The organism is Leptospira broomii serovar Hurstbridge str. 5399, assembly GCF_000243715.2.
Classification (GTDB): domain Bacteria; phylum Spirochaetota; class Leptospiria; order Leptospirales; family Leptospiraceae; genus Leptospira_B; species Leptospira_B broomii.
Genome location: NZ_AHMO02000004.1, coordinates 381,903 through 398,507 on the forward strand (window position 1 = coordinate 381,903; position 16,605 = coordinate 398,507).

Genomic DNA, 16,605 nt, shown 5'->3' on the forward strand with positions numbered 1-16,605 from the left:
AATCGCAGACGGGCTTTTTCCATAGGAGAAACTTTTGAGAAACTACGAGATAACCACAATTACGCGTTCTACCGCGAAGGAAGCTGCTAAGACTGAAGTTGTTGACATCTTCAAAAAGCATTCCGTCAACGTGACCGCCGAAGAAGATTGGGGCCAAAAAAAACTTTGGCATCCCATTAAACACCAGGACTACGGGACCTACACCCATTTCAAGGTAAACGCAGAACAAGCAGCAATCGAAAAGGTAGAACGAGACTTCAAGCTAAACCAGAATCTTCTCCGTTCTATGATCGTCCGGCTCAATGGCTAACGATATCAATCGGGTGACCCTGGTTGGGCGCCTAACCCGAGATCCGGAATTTAAGACGGTGAACGGGACTTCCTTGGTGAATTTTTCCCTGGCTAACGGCCGTACCTACGTCTCCAACGGTGAGAAGAAAGAGGAAACTCATTTTTTCGACTGTGAGGCTTGGGGAAAGGGAGCTGATATCATCCAGCAATACTGCAAAAAGGGCAAGCAGCTCGTCGTCGAAGGACGGCTTAAGCAGGATACCTGGGAAACCATGGAAGGCAAGAAAGCCTCCCGGATCCGGATCGTCGTGGAGAACTTCCAGATGATCGGAGCAAAGGAAAGTGGCGGCGGAGACTACGGTTCATCCGCTACTACTGGCGGATCTTCCTACGCAACCTCTTCGCACGAAGAGTTCGGAAGCTCCGGAACCGACGACGACATACCCTTTTAACGAGGACACGAAACAATGGCAGAGAACGAAGTACAAGAAGAAGTTGGAAGAGCAGAAGCTTCCATGGACGGCATCCCCACCGGGGAACACGAAGGTGGCCGCCCTCCCAAAAAACAGAATAAATATAAGAAGAAAGTTTGCCGCTTTACTGCGGATCCCGAACTTGCAAAGCAGATCAACTATAAGAATATAGAGCTTTTAGAAAGATTCATTACCAACCGTGGTAAGATCATCCCTCGCAGAATTACCGGTACTTCCGCAAAATACCAAAGAATTCTTGCTCGAGAGATTCGCAAAGCACGTAGTATCGGTCTTCTTCCCTTTAAGGTGAACTGAGGAGAGCACGAATGAGAGTTGTTTTACAAAAAGACGTGTCAAACCTCGGCGATGCCGGGGATATCAAGGAAGTTGCGGACGGATTCGCTCGTAATTACCTTTTTCCGCAACGCTTAGCGGTTCGCGCCGACGAAGGCAAAACCAAGATGGCGATCCATCAAAAGAGATTAGCGGATCTTAAAAAAGATAAACGTAAAAAGGCGATGGAATCCGTTTCCTCGGGCTTGAACGGTAAAGAATTCGATATCTTCGTTAAAACCGGCGGCGGAGATAAATTGTTCGGCGCGGTCACTGCAGCAGATGTCGCTTCTCTTTTAAAGAAAGACGGTTATGAAGTGGATAAGCGTAAGATCGAATTTCCGGAACCCATCCGTAATTTGGGTTCCTATAAATTGAAAGTCCGCTTGGCGGAAGGTATCCTCCCGACAATCACCGTTAACGTGAAGAAAGAGGAAGAAGCCGTAGCCGAAGGCTGATTTTAGCCAAATGCAAGCCGACTCCCTTTTCGAACTTGAATCCGAGAAGTCCTTCTTGGGTTTCTTGCTCTTAAAGGGAGCGGAAAACTTGGTAGATATTCCGCTTCAGGCTGAAGACTTTTACCATGACACTCATAGACGAGTTTATAAAGCTATTCTAGATCTGGTTGATAAGCGAACCGCAATCGATCCTGTTTCCGTTCTTAATTTCTTAAAAGAAAATTCTCTCCTTAAAGATCCGGAAAAAGAATACGAATATATCTATTCTCTTTATCGAGATACCGTCGTTTCGCATCCGCTAGGCTATTATGCGGAAAGAATCAAACGTCTTTCCGAACGCAGAACTTACGCTAAACTTTTACATAGCGCTCTCGAATTAGTTCAAAAAGAGCCCGGCGAGAACGAATCCGTCTTTAACCAAATCGAGAGAAGCCTAACCGAAGTCTCCAGAGCGACGGATGTAAAGGGATTACTTCCGGTTTCTCAGGACAAGGCCGCCTTATCCGAATACATAAAGGATATCATGCAAAGTCGGGGCCAGATCAAAGGCCTTCGAACTAATTTTACTCAGTTCGACGAAATGACTTCCGGCTTGAAGGAATACGAGCTGATGGTTTTAGCGGCTCGTCCCGGAAACGGAAAAACGACGCTCGCGATGAATATTGCTTCGAACGTAGCGTTAATGCATAATAAGCCTGTCGTAATCTTTTCTCTTGAGATGAGCAGGATGGAACTCCTACTCAAACTCGTTTGCGCCCACGCCCAGGTAGAATCCAATAAACTAAAGCGCTCCGAAGTAACCAAGTCAGATGCACCCAAGCTTTTGGATGCGATTATAAAAGTGACCTCGGCACCCATATACATAGACGACTCCGGAGCGCTGACTGTGGACGATTTTAAGGGAAGGATCCGTAAGTTACTGACGAACGAGACCTTGGGATTAATCATCGTGGATTATCTTCAGCTGATGAGCGATCCTAAAAGTCGAGACGGCGGAAGACAGCAAGAAGTTGCTTCCATCTCCCGTACTTTGAAACAAATCGCAAAAGAGGCGAGGTGTCCCGTCGTTGCTTTGTCTCAGATGAACCGCTCCATCGAACAAAGATCTAAGGATCAACGACCTCAATTGGCCGACCTTCGAGAGTCTGGGGCCATCGAACAGGATGCGGATATCGTAACATTCATTTATCGGGGAACCGGTAAGGACGGCGAGCAAGACGATAGTGTTAGGCCGGGAACTGCCGAAATCATAGTAGCCAAGAACCGTTCCGGACCTACCGGTTCTTTTCCACTTGCCTTCAGACCCGAACTTTCCAGATTTGATAACATCTAATTCGTTTAGCAGACAGTAAGAATGCAGGAAAGCACCGCGGAAATTATAGACACTCATAAAAGGAATGGAATTTTTTTGGAAGATTGGATTCTAAATAATTACAAGAACAGATCCTGGGCAGGAGAGACCACTCAAGCACAGGAAGGAAAGACGATCGGACTGTTCGGCTGGGCCTTCCGCTTCCGCGACCAAGGCGGAGTCATTTTCGTAGACTTGAGAGATCGTACCGGAATTTTGCAAGTCGTTCTCCGGAAGGAAATTTTGGGCGAGGACTTCCATCTTGCCGAAAAAATTCGTTCCGAATATGTGATTGCAGTCCAAGGAATCCTGCGAAAGAGAGATCCTGAAAGCATCAATCCAAAGATGCAAACCGGAACGGTAGAACTCGTAGTCGATAAATTGCAGATCTTAAATGCCGCCAAAACTCCTCCTTTTTCTCTGGATGAATTCGAGGAAATATCCGAAGAGCATAGGCTTAAATATCGCTATCTGGATTTTCGTCGCGACGAATTAAAAAATCGAATCATTAAACGACATGAATTCATATTCGCTATCCGTAATTATCTGAATTCCAGAAAATTTTTAGAGATAGAGACTCCGATTCTTAATAAGTCGACTCCCGAGGGAGCCCGGGACTTTTTAGTTCCGTCCAGATTGAATCCGAATTCGTTTTACGCACTTCCTCAGTCGCCTCAGATATTTAAGCAAATTTTAATGGTCGGCGGCGTTGAAAGATATTTCCAAATCGTAAAATGTTTCCGCGATGAGGATTTGCGCGCAGATAGACAACCTGAATTTACGCAATTAGATATGGAATTTGCCTTCGTTTCCCAGGAGGAAATCCTAAGTGAAATCGAAGGCCTATTTTCGAAAGTTTTCCAGGAAGTATTCGGCGTTTCGTTCAAGGGTCCTTTTTCACGGATGCCGTACAAGCAGGCGATGGAAGAATACGGCTCCGACAAACCGGACTTGAGATTCGGAATGAAGCTCGTAAACGTTTCCGAATTCGTAAAAGACAGCGATTTCCAGGTTTTCTCCGGCGCGGTCAATAGCGGAGGCGTTGTAAAAGCGATTTGCGTGCCGGGCGGGTCGGTCATTTCTCGCAAGGAAATCGAAGATCTGACGGCCTGGTTGAATCGGGACTATAAGGCTAAGGGCCTGGCTTATATGAAGCACGGAACGGATGGCCTCGAATCTACGATTACAAAACGCTTTTCTAAGGAAAGCTTACAATCAATCCAAAAAGCGGTGGGTTCCAAAGAAGGAGACATGGTCTTCTTCGGTGCGGATGAAGCGGGAATTGTGAACCATTCTTTAGGCGCATTACGTCTAAAGTTATCGGAAAGATTTGACAAACCGCAGGAAGGAAGCTTCCATATTTCCTGGATTGTGGATTTTCCGATGTTTGAATGGAATAAGGACGCGAAACGTTGGGATTCACTACATCATCCGTTCACTTCTCCAGGGGACGAAAGTTTGGAAATTTTTTCTTCCGAAGAGGCGCTTCAAAAAGGTGCGGGTAATTCACTCGCAAAAGCCTATGATCTCGTTCTAAACGGAGTTGAAATCGGAGGAGGATCCATCCGGATTCATTCCCAGGAAATTCAAAATAGAGTCTTTTCCGTTTTGGGAATCGGCACCGAAGAAGCGAAAGAAAAATTCGGATTCCTTTTAGATGCTCTGGAATACGGAGCTCCTCCGCACGGGGGAATCGCTTTCGGAATCGATAGGATTTTAATGCTAATGACGGGTGGGAAATCGATTCGGGATGTGATCGCGTTTCCGAAAACCCAGAAAGGAGTTTGCTTGATGAGCGAATGCCCTTCTGCGGTTGAGGAAAAGCAACTGCAAGAACTGAAGTTAAGACTAGTAAAGGTATAAACCCCATCAGGAAAGAACAATTTATTTTCGAGAGCCAGGATCTCTATCGCAAGATCTGCGGGATCAATGATAGCGGAGTAAAGATCCTGGAAAAACAATTAGAGGTGGATTTGATCCCGAGAGGGAACGGTTTCCAACTGGAAGGTAACTCTCCTAAGGTCGATTTTGCGTTAGATTTTTTTCGTCTTCTTGAAACGAATTACAGAGATCGTCCGGATAGGGAATTTACGGATTCCTTCGACTTCGCCTACCTTTTAAAGCAGGTTACGAAGGAGAAGAAGAAGGAGGAACGAAGAGGCGAGGACGAGCCTTTTAAACCTTCGGAAAAGATTCTTACAACGTATCGCGGTAAGCATCTTTATCCTAGAACCAAAAACCAAGATAAGTATATTCAATCTTTTTTAAATAACCTGATTACGTTCGGCATCGGCCCTGCGGGGACCGGAAAAACGTTCTTATCCGTTGCAATGGCGTGCAGATTCTTACAGAACGGAATGGTCGATAAAATCGTACTGACGCGCCCGGCAGTGGAAGCGGGAGAAAATCTTGGCTTTCTTCCCGGCGATCTAAATCAAAAAGTAGACCCTTATTTGCGGCCCGTTTACGACGCTCTGAACGAATGCATCGGCTTCGAAAAGACCCAGGAATATATCGCGTTAACAAAGATAGAAATCGCTCCGGTCGCCTTTATGAGAGGTCGTACATTATCTAAAAGTTTCATCATTTTGGACGAGGCCCAGAACTGCACTTTGTCCCAACTTAAGATGATTATGACTCGTTTAGGCAGAAACTCTCGTATGTGCATATCCGGGGACGTCACGCAAATCGATTTGGAGCACGGACGTTCCGGTTTCGATAAAGTCGTAAATTTATTTAGAAGTACGGAAAGTATTGGTCAGATATTTTTTGGAAAGGAAGATATCACCAGACATCCTTTGGTGGAAACCATCGTAAGGAAATTCGAAGAGTTATAAAGAAATGTTTTCCTTAAGTTCTTACTTAGAAAACGGAATGGCATGGATTACGGATACCTTGACCAAGGTACGCCCCATTTCTTTTGTGAGAAAATTCCAAGTTATGCTTACGGTAATCACCTTGCTGGTCGTGACCTGGATGCTTGCGATCCCCTTTTTCGGTCAGGATAAAATCGATCTATCGCCGGACGGTCTTTATTCGGAAGGTAAGACCGCTTTGGACAAGATCGTTTCCACGAAAGACATCGTTTACGAAGATGAGGAAAAAACCAAAGCTAAGAAGTTGAAGGCATTCCAATCCGCTCCGAATTTTTTCGATAGGGATTACGCCATTCTAACGGAAACGATTCGACCTGCGATCCAAGAGGATATGGAAAACTATCGCAATTTTCGCCCAAGCGCAGAAGGGAAGGGCGCGCAGGAGCTCCTAAACATCGCCCCTCGTTGGAAAAATAGATCCAAGGAAGAGTTGGAAACTCTTCTCAAAGCTCCCAGTAAGGCGCGTGTCCGGGATATGGTGCTTCAATATAGCAATCTTGTTTTTTCCAATTTTTGCATTTTGCGGGATTCACCTCCCGACTATCCGTCCGTACGGACGGTGGAAGCGCGGGTTCGGAATACCGGCGCCGGCAGCAATAAGGAACAAGTTTCTTCGTTAGAGGGAAGCCTGGTGATTCCCCGAACGTTTCTTTACCGGGATGATGCGACGATCATCACCTTAAATAGGATCGCTTCCGAAAAACTTCAAACCATAGATCCGTTGCTGTTAGGGATAATTCAAAGACTTTCACTAACTTATATCTATTCAAATCCGGCTTGTACGTATAACGCACAGGAAACCGCCGCTCAAAAGAAATTTGCGATGGACCGCGCCGAGCCCGTAAACAGTCGGATCAATGCCGGTGAGATCATCGTTCGTGCAGGAGAGATCATCACTCCGGACATTTATCAAAAATTATTAATTGTTAATAAATACGCGACTCGAGCCAATATAGCCTCCATACTTTCAATTTTACTGATTCAATCCATTTTCGTAATTATCGTCTATGCTTTTCTAAAGAAATATAATCCAAAAAGGTTGAACGACGTCTCCAGTAACGTGATCGTTTTTACTTTGATTTGGGCGCTCGTGCTTTGGGCGTATCTTGCATCTAAAGCTTTCTATAATTTCGAGAATAGTTATGATTCCGCTTTTTATTTCGCTCTAGTCGTTCCTACCGGAATGGTATGCCTGATTTTATCGATGGTTTACGACGAGCAATTGTCGATCGCCATCGGGTTCTTCCTTGCCTTTTTCGTTTTTGCCGCATCCAGATACAATCCAACCTCCTTCATTTTGGCGTTCGTAATGACGGTTGTGGCGGCCACTTACGGCAGGAAAATGCGTAAGCGCATCGATTTTATCAAGGCCGGATTTTATATGGCTTTGGTTCAAATGTTGATCTCTTCCTCAGGCTACCTTTTCGATTCTAGAAATTACTGGGTCGCGGTTCCTTCCGGCTCGCATTTAAGGGATTTATGGGAATCTAATATATTTAAATTATACTTACTCTGTCTAGTAAACGGATTTGTTTGTTCCACTTTGACCCAATTATTATTACCGATTTACGAATACGTATTCAATATACCGACTCGTTTTAAGCTGATGGAATTGGCCGATACGGGGCATCCGTTGTTACAAAGCCTTTTAACGAAGGCTCCTTCGACCTACACTCACACTTTTTTAGTGGCGGCAATGTCGGAAAGAGCGGCTCAGAATCTGGAGTTGGATTGGCTTTTGACGCGAGTCGGAGTCTATTTCCACGATATCGGAAAGATTCCGAATGCCGGCTTCTTCGTCGAGAATCAGCATTTGATTCCTAAGAAAGAGAATATCGATAAGAATAATCCGGCATTGGCTGCTAAGATCGTAATCGATCATGTACTGGACGGAATCGAAATGGCAAAGAAAGCCAGGCTTCCCCGGGAAGTAATCGATTTTATTCCGGAGCACCACGGCACGTCCACAATGGCGTTCTTTTATCATAAAGCGTTATCGGAACTTTCTCCGTCCCAAAGAAAGAAATTAAGAAAGGAAGATTTTCAATATCCCGGTCCCAAACCCCAGCGGAAGGAAACGGCGATCGTTATGATTGCGGATAGCCTGGAAGCGGCAAGCCGGTCGTTGGAGGAAGTTACTCCGGAAGCATTGGAAAATCTTATTACAAAAATAGTAAATAGTAAGCTGGCCGAGAACCAATTGGACGAATGCGGTCTGACCCTAGGCGATTTGGAAGTCGTAAAATCCTCCTTTAAGGAGGTCCTTCTTTCGAGCTTACATTCTCGACCTAAATATCCTAAGCCGGAAGAAACGAAGGCTTTGGAAGAGAAGAATAAGAACGTTCTCCTTAAATCCGGGAGAAAGGCCTCTTAGGTTCGAGTTTGATCGATTTTTCCTCGGATATTCCGGAGAGCCTAGTTCCATACTGGTTGTCGAGCGGCGAACTCCTGCCCAGAATAAAGAGACTATTGGAATTTTCCTTTCCTCAAACGGAATGCTCCCTTTCTATTCTTATAGTCGATGATGAAGCGATCCGAGAGATCAATCGAGTTCGCAGGAATAAAGATAAAGAGACGGACGTATTATCTTTTCCGTTAAGTTTCGATATGGAACCTTGGACATTACCTCCGAACAAAAATAAACTCGACTTCGGACCTATTTTGAGCTTGGGGGAGATCGTAATCTCCTGGGATACTTGCAAGGTCCAAGCAAAGGAAATCGGACACACGGAAGAGGAAGAATTCTTTCGCTTACTCGTGCATGGTTTTCTCCATCTGATCGGATACGATCATGAGCGGGGACCTAAAGACGAAGAGTTGATGAAGCGGAAGGAGGATCTATGTCTGGATCTCATTCTGGAGCTCTAAGAAAGACAAAGGGGATCGTGATGGAGAGTCGTATTCTTTCGGAAGGAGACGCTTTCCTAAGACTTCTACCGGAGGAAGGCGAGGTCGCGAGTTTTCGGATTAAAGGTATAAAGAAAAGTAAATCACGTCCCATAGCCGCAGTCGAGCCGGGATCGTTAACCGCTTTGGATTATTATATGACTCAGGGACGGGACACGTTCAACGTAAAAGAAATCGGACTTATAGAACGTTTCGATAATGCAAAAACAGGTTACGCAGGGACGGTATTGGTTTCCTATATAGTCGAGTTAGTGTCGTCATTTTTGACGGAAGGCGGCGTCCATCCGCAAGAGTATAAATTATTATACGCCGCGTTAAAGGAGTTGGACGAGGGAGGATATCGTCCGATTTTTCTACCTTTTTTTAAGTTCAAATTGCTGTACGTCGCGGGATTTATCTCCAAGGAAATTTCTTGTTCGGTTTGCGGGAAGGAGTTGGGGGAAATGAGCTCCTGTAGTTTGGAGGATGAACATTTCGACGTCATTTGCGGAGATTGTCGTACCCCTAATCCTGATAGGGTCGGTTTGGTCCGATTGATATTCGATTGTCTTCGTGGCCGATACAAGGATTTAAAGGAAGAAAAGATTTCCCTTGAACTCCTCAAGGAAGCGGATAGGTTGAGTAACCGGGCGCTTAAGCCCCTGCTTGGCCGAAGATTAAAATCCGAGGCGATGCTTTACGAATCCCTGGGAGAAACTCTTGGATAAAGTCTTTAAAACTTGTTTCGTTCTCATCTATACGATAGGTCTATTATTTCTTATTCTTCTGGATATTCGGTGGGGTAAAAAAGATTCCATTCCGAAGCCGGATCTTCGGGAAGAAGGTAGAAGTTGCGTAACTCTTGAATGTATCCTTAGGGAAAAGAATGTGGTATTAAAGTCCTTGGATAAAAGTTGGGAAATCATCTCGTCCAAACATTTGTTCCCGGATTGGGATCGGACTTCTTCCAAAAAATAGGAAAACAAAAACCGTAAGAATGAAAGAAACGGAAACTATCAAACAAACCGTACTCTCCGCCCTAAACGAAGCTATCGATGTCTATTGCAAGGCCGAAGCGACTTCCGTTAACCCTTCGGAGCTTAAAATCAGAATCGAATATTCTAGAGAAGAATCCTTCGGTGATTATTCGACATCCTTCGCCCTGGAGAATTCTAAACTTTTGAGGCGTAAGCCGATGGAGTCCGCCGCTAGTTTGGTCGAAATTTTGCGGGAAAAAACCGATCTATTCGAAAAGGTAGATTGCACTCCACCCGGTTTTGTTAATTTTAGAATTTCCCCTTCTTATTTGATTCAATTTTTAGAATCTTCGGTTCTGGCGGGACAGGCGTTTCCGCAAGTGGCACATTCCAAAAAGGTAAATTTGGAATTCGTAAGTGCGAACCCGACGGGACCCTTGAATATCGTCTCGGCGAGAGCGGCTGCGACGGGTGATGCGATGGCGAACGTATTAAAGGCCGTCGGACATAAGGTCGAGAAAGAATTTTATGTAAACGATTACGGAAACCAAGTCTTTCTGTTGGGAGTATCCACTCTTGTTCGGATTCGGGAGCAACTAGGGGAATCTTTCTCCGTTCAGGAGTCCGAAGACGGTACTCCCATGGAGGAATTACTTGCGAAAAATATAATTCCTTCGGAAGGTTATCGCGGAGAGTATTTGAAAGAAATCGCAAAGCGATTATTAGGCGATCCTAAGACGGATGAGGAAATAAAAAACCTATTAAACACCTCTCAATACAGATTGCTCGCCGAAAAATGTTCCGTTTGGGCAGTAGAATCTAATCTCGTTTGGCAAAGAAAGGATTTAGATTTATTCGGAGTCGAATTTGACCGCTTCTTCTCCGAGACTAGTCTGCATGAATCCGGTAAAGTTTTGGCAGTACTGGAAGATTTAAAACAATCCGGTAAGATATTCGAGGAGGATGGAAAGCAGGTCTTTCGCTCCACCGATTACGGAGACGATAAAGACAGAGTGGTGGTTAGGGACGATGGTCGCCCCACATATTTATTAGCGGATATCGCGTATCACAGAAATAAGATGGAAAGAAATTACGATCGAATCATCGATATTTGGGGTCCGGATCATCATGGTTATATTGCTAGGCTGGCCGGAGCAGTACAGGCGCTTGGATTCGCTAAGGAAAATTTCCAAGTCGTAATCGCTCAACAGGTCAATTTATTAATGGCCGGACAAAAAATGAAAATGAGTAAGAGAGCCGGTGAATTTCAGACTATGGAGGATTTACTCGGTTATCTCGGAAAACATGCGAAAGATGTCGCGAGATATTTCTTTGCTATGCGTTCCTTAGATTCCCCCCTAGATTTTGATTTGGATCTTGCGAAAGACGAATCGGACAAAAATCCGGTTTTCTATCTGCAGTATGCTCATGCTCGGGTTTCGTCTATTTTTAGGGAGGTTGGCAGCGACTCAGATCGAACTGCATTGGAAAATTTGGAAATGACGGAAGAAAGGAAACGCTTACTTTTTTGGGCAGCCCGCTTTCCGGAGGAAGTAGTCGATGCCGCACAAAGTTTGGAGCCGCATAGGCTTACAAATTATCTTCAAAATTTAGCGAGAGCCTTTACTCAATTCTATATCGCTAAAAACAATCGGTTGAAAGATGCGAACGAGACTACTAAATTAGGTTTGGCTCGAATTTGCAAATCGGCGCAAACCGTTTTATCTTTGGGACTTGGGTTATTGGGCGTATCCGCTCCGGAGCGATTGGACAAAGAAGCATGAATTCTCCACGTTTTATAGTCGTTTCTACCGGATCGGAACTTACAGCAGGTCGCAGTCAGGACACAAACTCATCATGGATCGCTAACGAACTCTTCGGACTCGGATTTATCGTCGAAAAATTTCTGGTTCTCCCGGATTCTCCGGATCTAATTAGCAACGAGTTAAAATCTCTTACGATCGGCGCCGCTGCAGATCGACCTATCGTTATCATAATGACGGGAGGCTTAGGACCCACCGAGGACGATTATACTTTGGAGGTCGTATGCGGACTGACTAACTCACAACCGGTTCAGGATACGACAGCTTTGGATCGACTAAAAGCTATCTATCGTTTACGGGGAAGACGCTTCGAAGAAAACTTGGAAACTGCCGTTCGCCAGGTGTCGATTCCTTCTAAATCCAAGGTTCTACCGAATGCTGTCGGAATTGCACCGGGGTTTTGGTCGGAGCTGGGGCCGGACGTTCACCTTGGATGTATGCCGGGCGTTCCTAAAGAAATGACGGCCATGTTTTCCAACGAGCTAAGTCCGATCCTCAAGCGTTTATTCCGTCCAGCGGAATTGCATTCCGATTTCCTATTCATCTGGGGAATGAGCGAATCGACGTTTCAGCAGGAGTTCATACAAGGAATTCCTTCTCTAAAAGAAGGAAAAGCGGTTTGGGGAGTTGCCGCAAAACGAGGATTTTTGCGCGTCACGTATCAATCCTCCGATCGAAAGGTAGTCGATCAACTAATCTCCGCCACGCAGGAAAAGTACGGTGATCTCTGTACCGGAGACGTGTTCGAAGAATTACCGAAATTGTTGATAGAAAGAAAGCTGACAGTAGGTACTGCGGAAAGCTGTACCGGTGGTTTGGTGGCTAAGTTGTTTACGGACCGGGCCGGGTCGTCCGAATATTTTATCGGTTCCATCGTATCGTATGCAAATTCCGTTAAGCAAGCGCAATTAGGTGTTCGCCGGGAAACCTTAGAAACTTACGGAGCCGTAAGTTCCGAGACTGCAAAAGAAATGGCGGAGGGCGCTGCAAAAGTATTGAATACCGACTTAACAATTAGTATTACCGGAATTGCCGGTCCGGGCGGTGCAACGGAGACCAAGAGGGTCGGGACGGTCTTTATAGGAATATACGTCCGCGATAAAGGATCGACGGTTAAGGAACTTTACTTTCCGTTCAAAAGGGATTTGTTTCGTGACGCTGTCGCTACGACCGCATTGTACCTGCTTTACGATCGCTTAAGGAAGAACGTATGATTGCACAGGTTGTAGGATTAACTCTGATTTTCTTTTTGGGTTTTTATTTTTTTCTAGGTAATCCCTATGACACCGCGCGCGGGATTCAAAGGACCTGGGCTTGGAGCAAGGAAGGAAAGCTCGGAATGTTTCCCGATCCGAGAACCTCGTTTGAACCGGAAAAACGATTAAACGGATATAAAACCAAATCGAACTATATAAGGATTCCCGAAGGAACCGAAACTTCTATCGATGATTCGAATCGGATCGAATATCCGATTACCGCAAAGGGTTTTCTTTCTTATAAAAAAATAGGATCGACAGTCGAACTTTTTTCCGAAGCAGGAGAATTGCTTTGGACTAAGGAATATAAAAGTTATCCTCGAATTCATCCGGACGGAAATATAATCCTATTTTTATCGGGAGATAATAACCAGGTTTTAATTTCCGATATTAACGGAAACTCGGTAGGAATAAAAAAACTGGACGGACGATTTCTTACCGATCTTGCATTTTCTCCCAAGTCTTTCTCAAGAGGAGAGAGCGCGGTTCTCTTTTCCGGCGGGGAGATTTTCCTTTTGGACGGTAAAGGTAATCTTTTGTTTTCAAAAACGATCGGAGACAAGGATCCTGTTTTTGCAAAGAGCCTGGCGGTTTCTTCCGACGGAAATAGGATCGCAGTCCATTTTCTAAAAGGAAATAGGGACTATATCCGCGTCTTTGATCAAGAGGGAGGAGAAAAGGAAGAGTGGAATTTGGGGAAAGTTTTTCCTCATAAAATCAATCTTGCGGTTTCTCCTGAAGGGGAGGTCCTTGCCGGAGTTCCTGACGCGCTGACATTGTATTCAAAAAAAGGAAAGATACTTTTCGAAAAGAAAAGGACAAAGATGAATTCGGTGTACCAAACCGTATTTCATTCCGGTTCTTGGTTTGCGGGAGAAGCGGAAGGGATTTTGTATTTTCTAAACGAGAAAGGAGTTTCCCTTCGGGAAGAGAGGATTTCTTCGTCTGAAAAGCCGTTTCGTTTATTTTCGCCCGGAATCGTCGGTGCGGCATTTATGGAAGGGACTAAAGAGATTGTTTTCTTTCAAGAGCAGGCCAGATAAGCCCAATTTCTTCACGCCTCGTAAATGGAGAGGGATTTGTAACCTTTGTTAGTCTTCTTATCGAGCAACGCGATGATCTCCGTTTTTCGCTCCTTAGCAATATTGAAAATCAATTGGTCGGAAATTTCCCTGCATATATACAGACCCCTACCGTGAGAATCGGCCAAACCGGCAGGGAGTCCGCTCGTGTCTTCCACTGTAATATGTCTGTCTAAACGTTTTAAGATTTCTTTTTTATTCAGGGATCCGAAATGATCCCGAACTACGATTATATAAGAATTATCGGCGATCCCGTATCCGATTTCAAAATAATCAGTATCCGCGAGCTGAATATTCTCCAGAGGGACCAACAGGTCTCGAGACGGTAGCTCGAACTGGTACTTGGAATTTCCTTTGGAATCTCTAGGGGCGCGAATCATAGCATTGGAAGTCAGCTCTTCCAGAATTTGATGGACTGCGTTAGGCGCTCCTTTTTCGATCAAATATTTTGCAATCCGATTGCATAAATAATTTCTTTCGTCGTCAGAGCTGATTTTTTTAAATACGACTCCGTTTTCGGGAGGCTGGCTAAATCCTTCGAGCTCTCCGTCCATTAAGGAAAATCCGGGGCCGAAATATTTTTCCACGCCGAAGATATCCTTATTTAATAATTTATGAACCATCACGGAGATAAGGTTAATATCCAGGAAGGAATACTTAGGAATGATATTCCAGATATCGTGCTCGTACGCGAATTTTATGTAATCGTTAATATTATACGCCGTCATCAAAGAGTATAAAACGTTAGGGTGATCTTTCTGAATCGTCTTAATCAGATCCAAGCCCGATTTTCCCGGCATTCGTATATCGGTAATGACTAAATCCACCGGATTCGAAGCTAGAATTCGCACTGCTTCGTCGTAATTTTCCGCATCGAATACTTGATAGTCGCGGGTCAGAATATCCTTGATCGCTTCGCGGATGGAATGAATATCTTCGACGACTAAGATTCGATGTTTGGACAAAGCTAGTTCCCTCGAGGTTGTTCTAGGGGAAGGGAAACTCTAAACCTAGTTTTACGATCATAGGAGCGGACGGTCAGTTCTCCGCTGTGTTCCCTAACGATGGAGTGGCAGATCGATAATCCTAAGCCGGTGCCGACTCCCGATTTATTCTTAGTAAAGAAAGGGGAGAAGATTTTGTCCAACATGTTTTCGGGAATTCCGCCGGCCGTATCCTCGACGAAGATATGCAGCATATTTCTGGTCCTTCGAACTTCTATTCGGATCTTGCCTTCTCCATAGTCGTATGCCTGTAGGGAATTCTTAAATAAGTTTATAAACAATCTCTCTATCTTTACGGGATTGAATTGAAAATAAATCCCAGGTTCGCAAAATATTTCCCACTCGATGTTCTTCGATAAAACCGGGTAAACCCAGATAACGGAATCCTTTGCCTTCATTATAGTTTCATAAATATCGGCCGAAGTAGTCACTAGCTTATCAGGTTTGGCAAAACTGATGATATCCGCTACGATCATCGCCGCTCTAGTTAAATCCTCCTTAATCATTTCGAGTCTTTTCCGGAAAAAATCCGGATCCAGGCTTGAAAGATTATTCATAAGATTTTGGAGAGTTAGGCTCATCCCTGTGAGAGGATTATTCAATTCGTGGGCTACGCCGGAGATAAAAATTCCAAGTGAGGCAAGGTTCCGAATTCTGAGATTCTCTTCCTCTTTCTCCTTGATCCGTGTTATATTGCTGATTTTCTCGACGACCGATACGACATTCCCGTCTTTTTTAATAGGAAAGAAATCCAGATATAAGGTTTCTTTCTGATTATTCGAAACATGGAAGATCTCGCGGCTGATGCCGTTTCTACCTTCGAACTCGCGATTAAAATCGGACTCGTTTTCATAATGGTCCTTCATTGGACAGAAAGGACATACGGCAGAACGATTGTATAAGAGAGAATAGCATTTCCTTCCCAATACCGAAGGGAAATCCGACTCCTCAGAAAACTCCAGAGTGGCTCTGTTTACACGACGAATCCTGAACCCAGAATCAATCAATACGAGGGGTTCCGTAATACCGTCGAGAATTGCTTGGAGTTCCTCCGCCCGCTCGTGGAGGTTTTCCATTAGGGATGACATCCGAATCAATATTCTAGGGATTCTTTAAAAGTTTGCAGTAATTTTTTTTGATTTTTCGCCGTTTGTTGGTTCTGCATTTCCTGAATTCGGAGGACGTGGATGAAAAAATCTTCGATCAATTTTAGATAAAATTCCTTTTTAAATTCCGATCGTTCCCGATTTACGCCTTCATCAGGAAGATAATTGAGAGGATATTCCGCTTCTCTGCCGTTTCGATCGGCATGGATCATAAGGTCGTCCACGTTATTATCCAGCGGAGTATTATCCGTCATACGCACAGAAGTCGTATCCTCCGTAGCGTAATTAGCTGTCTTGATTTCGGATTCGACTTTGGACAATGTGGATCCGTTAAATTCCAACAAAATGGATTTTTCTTCCGATCGATCAATTCCGCCCGGTACCTGATGGGATTGGGTTACGGAGAATTTAGTGATTTTTACTCCTTTTCGATTGGGGAAATTTCCTAACCAAGTGACGACTGTCCCTTGAGGGAGGCTTTCCATTCTTTCAAATTTTAAAAGTTCTCGGGCGACTCCTAGACTTTCATAGGCTTTTAAAATCCTTTGATTTAGGATTTGCGCAGTATTAGAACTTTGCGATTTTTGGGGATCTTGGGATTGGGAGAAAGTCGGATGTGCAAAAATTAGAATTAAGAAAACGCAGCCGAGAGCGATCCTTTCGATCGATCTCGGCATTTTTGTCAGGAT

17 protein-coding genes are annotated in these 16,605 nt (G+C 44.6%); 14 read left to right on the forward strand and 3 right to left on the reverse strand.

The features are described from left to right. The first annotated feature begins 34 nt into the window (after nucleotides 1-34). The 14 genes from rpsF to LEP1GSC050_RS01980 all read left to right on the forward strand — a co-directional run bounded on the left by rpsF (nucleotide 35) and on the right by LEP1GSC050_RS01980 (nucleotide 13,767). Nucleotides 35-310: a 30S ribosomal protein S6 gene (rpsF, locus tag LEP1GSC050_RS01915; RefSeq protein ID WP_010418535.1), complete on the forward strand. Its 276-nt coding sequence runs from the start codon at nucleotides 35-37 to the stop codon at nucleotides 308-310. Next, a complete protein-coding gene (locus LEP1GSC050_RS01920) occupies nucleotides 303-743 on the forward strand; it encodes a single-stranded DNA-binding protein (protein WP_010569382.1) in 441 nt (146 codons plus the stop codon). Before rpsF ends, LEP1GSC050_RS01920 begins: the two co-directional genes overlap by 8 nt. Nucleotides 744-758: 15 nt before the next feature. Beyond that, nucleotides 759-1,079 carry a 30S ribosomal protein S18 gene (gene rpsR, locus LEP1GSC050_RS01925; protein ID WP_010569383.1) on the forward strand — a complete coding sequence of 107 codons (321 nt, stop codon included), beginning with the start codon at nucleotides 759-761 and terminating at the stop codon, nucleotides 1,077-1,079. Between the two features lie 11 nt (nucleotides 1,080-1,090). Further along, the gene (gene rplI, locus LEP1GSC050_RS01930) at nucleotides 1,091-1,555 is read left to right on the forward strand and encodes a 50S ribosomal protein L9 (protein ID WP_010569384.1); all 465 of its coding nucleotides are present in this window, start codon (nucleotides 1,091-1,093) and stop codon (nucleotides 1,553-1,555) included. Nucleotides 1,556-1,565: 10 nt separating this feature from the next. Continuing rightward, complete coding sequence (gene dnaB, locus LEP1GSC050_RS01935; RefSeq protein WP_010418544.1) at nucleotides 1,566-2,888, forward strand: replicative DNA helicase; 1,323 nt, start codon at nucleotides 1,566-1,568, stop codon at nucleotides 2,886-2,888. A gap of 75 nt (nucleotides 2,889-2,963) precedes the next feature. Then, nucleotides 2,964-4,769, forward strand: coding sequence for an aspartate--tRNA ligase (gene aspS, locus LEP1GSC050_RS01940; RefSeq protein WP_040910919.1), 1,806 nt, complete (start codon nucleotides 2,964-2,966; stop codon nucleotides 4,767-4,769). A 5-nt stretch (nucleotides 4,770-4,774) separates the two neighbouring features. Then, entirely contained in the window at nucleotides 4,775-5,743 is a 969-nt protein-coding gene (locus tag LEP1GSC050_RS01945) for a PhoH family protein (RefSeq protein ID WP_040910837.1), read from the forward strand. 4 nt (nucleotides 5,744-5,747) lie between these two features. Beyond that, a complete protein-coding gene (locus LEP1GSC050_RS01950) occupies nucleotides 5,748-8,156 on the forward strand; it encodes an HD family phosphohydrolase (protein WP_010569387.1) in 2,409 nt (802 codons plus the stop codon). A gap of 83 nt (nucleotides 8,157-8,239) precedes the next feature. Beyond that, nucleotides 8,240-8,650 (forward strand): rRNA maturation RNase YbeY, encoded by a 411-nt coding sequence (gene ybeY / locus LEP1GSC050_RS01955; protein ID WP_198012829.1) that lies wholly within the window; start codon nucleotides 8,240-8,242, stop codon nucleotides 8,648-8,650. Next, complete coding sequence (gene recO / locus LEP1GSC050_RS01960; protein ID WP_010569389.1) at nucleotides 8,623-9,396, forward strand: DNA repair protein RecO; 774 nt, start codon at nucleotides 8,623-8,625, stop codon at nucleotides 9,394-9,396. Before ybeY ends, recO begins: the two co-directional genes overlap by 28 nt. Further along, the gene (locus LEP1GSC050_RS01965) at nucleotides 9,389-9,646 is read left to right on the forward strand and encodes a hypothetical protein (protein WP_010569390.1); all 258 of its coding nucleotides are present in this window, start codon (nucleotides 9,389-9,391) and stop codon (nucleotides 9,644-9,646) included. The genes recO and LEP1GSC050_RS01965 overlap by 8 nt, the downstream gene beginning before the upstream one ends. 19 nt (nucleotides 9,647-9,665) lie before the next feature. Next, the gene (gene argS / locus LEP1GSC050_RS01970; protein WP_010569391.1) at nucleotides 9,666-11,429 is read left to right on the forward strand and encodes an arginine--tRNA ligase; all 1,764 of its coding nucleotides are present in this window, start codon (nucleotides 9,666-9,668) and stop codon (nucleotides 11,427-11,429) included. Next, nucleotides 11,426-12,682 (forward strand): CinA family nicotinamide mononucleotide deamidase-related protein, encoded by a 1,257-nt coding sequence (locus LEP1GSC050_RS01975; RefSeq protein WP_010569392.1) that lies wholly within the window; start codon nucleotides 11,426-11,428, stop codon nucleotides 12,680-12,682. The genes argS and LEP1GSC050_RS01975 overlap by 4 nt, the downstream gene beginning before the upstream one ends. After that, nucleotides 12,679-13,767, forward strand: a complete 1,089-nt coding sequence (locus tag LEP1GSC050_RS01980; RefSeq protein ID WP_010569393.1) for a WD40 repeat domain-containing protein — start codon at nucleotides 12,679-12,681, stop codon at nucleotides 13,765-13,767. The genes LEP1GSC050_RS01975 and LEP1GSC050_RS01980 overlap by 4 nt, the downstream gene beginning before the upstream one ends. A gap of 11 nt (nucleotides 13,768-13,778) precedes the next feature. On the opposite strand, the gene LEP1GSC050_RS01985 is transcribed toward LEP1GSC050_RS01980, so the two are convergent. Genes LEP1GSC050_RS01985 through lenA form a run of 3 tightly spaced genes read right to left on the reverse strand, consistent with a single transcriptional unit; the run spans nucleotide 13,779 to nucleotide 16,593 of the window. Further along, nucleotides 13,779-14,771, reverse strand: a complete 993-nt coding sequence (locus LEP1GSC050_RS01985) for a response regulator transcription factor (RefSeq protein WP_010569394.1) — start codon at nucleotides 14,769-14,771, stop codon at nucleotides 13,779-13,781. Between the two features lie 2 nt (nucleotides 14,772-14,773). Further along, nucleotides 14,774-15,898, reverse strand: coding sequence for an LIC_12097 family sensor histidine kinase (locus LEP1GSC050_RS01990; protein ID WP_040910839.1), 1,125 nt, complete (start codon nucleotides 15,896-15,898; stop codon nucleotides 14,774-14,776). A 5-nt stretch (nucleotides 15,899-15,903) separates the two neighbouring features. Further along, nucleotides 15,904-16,593, reverse strand: coding sequence for an endostatin-like outer membrane lipoprotein LenA (gene lenA / locus LEP1GSC050_RS01995; protein ID WP_010569396.1), 690 nt, complete (start codon nucleotides 16,591-16,593; stop codon nucleotides 15,904-15,906). Nucleotides 16,594-16,605 lie beyond the last annotated feature (12 nt).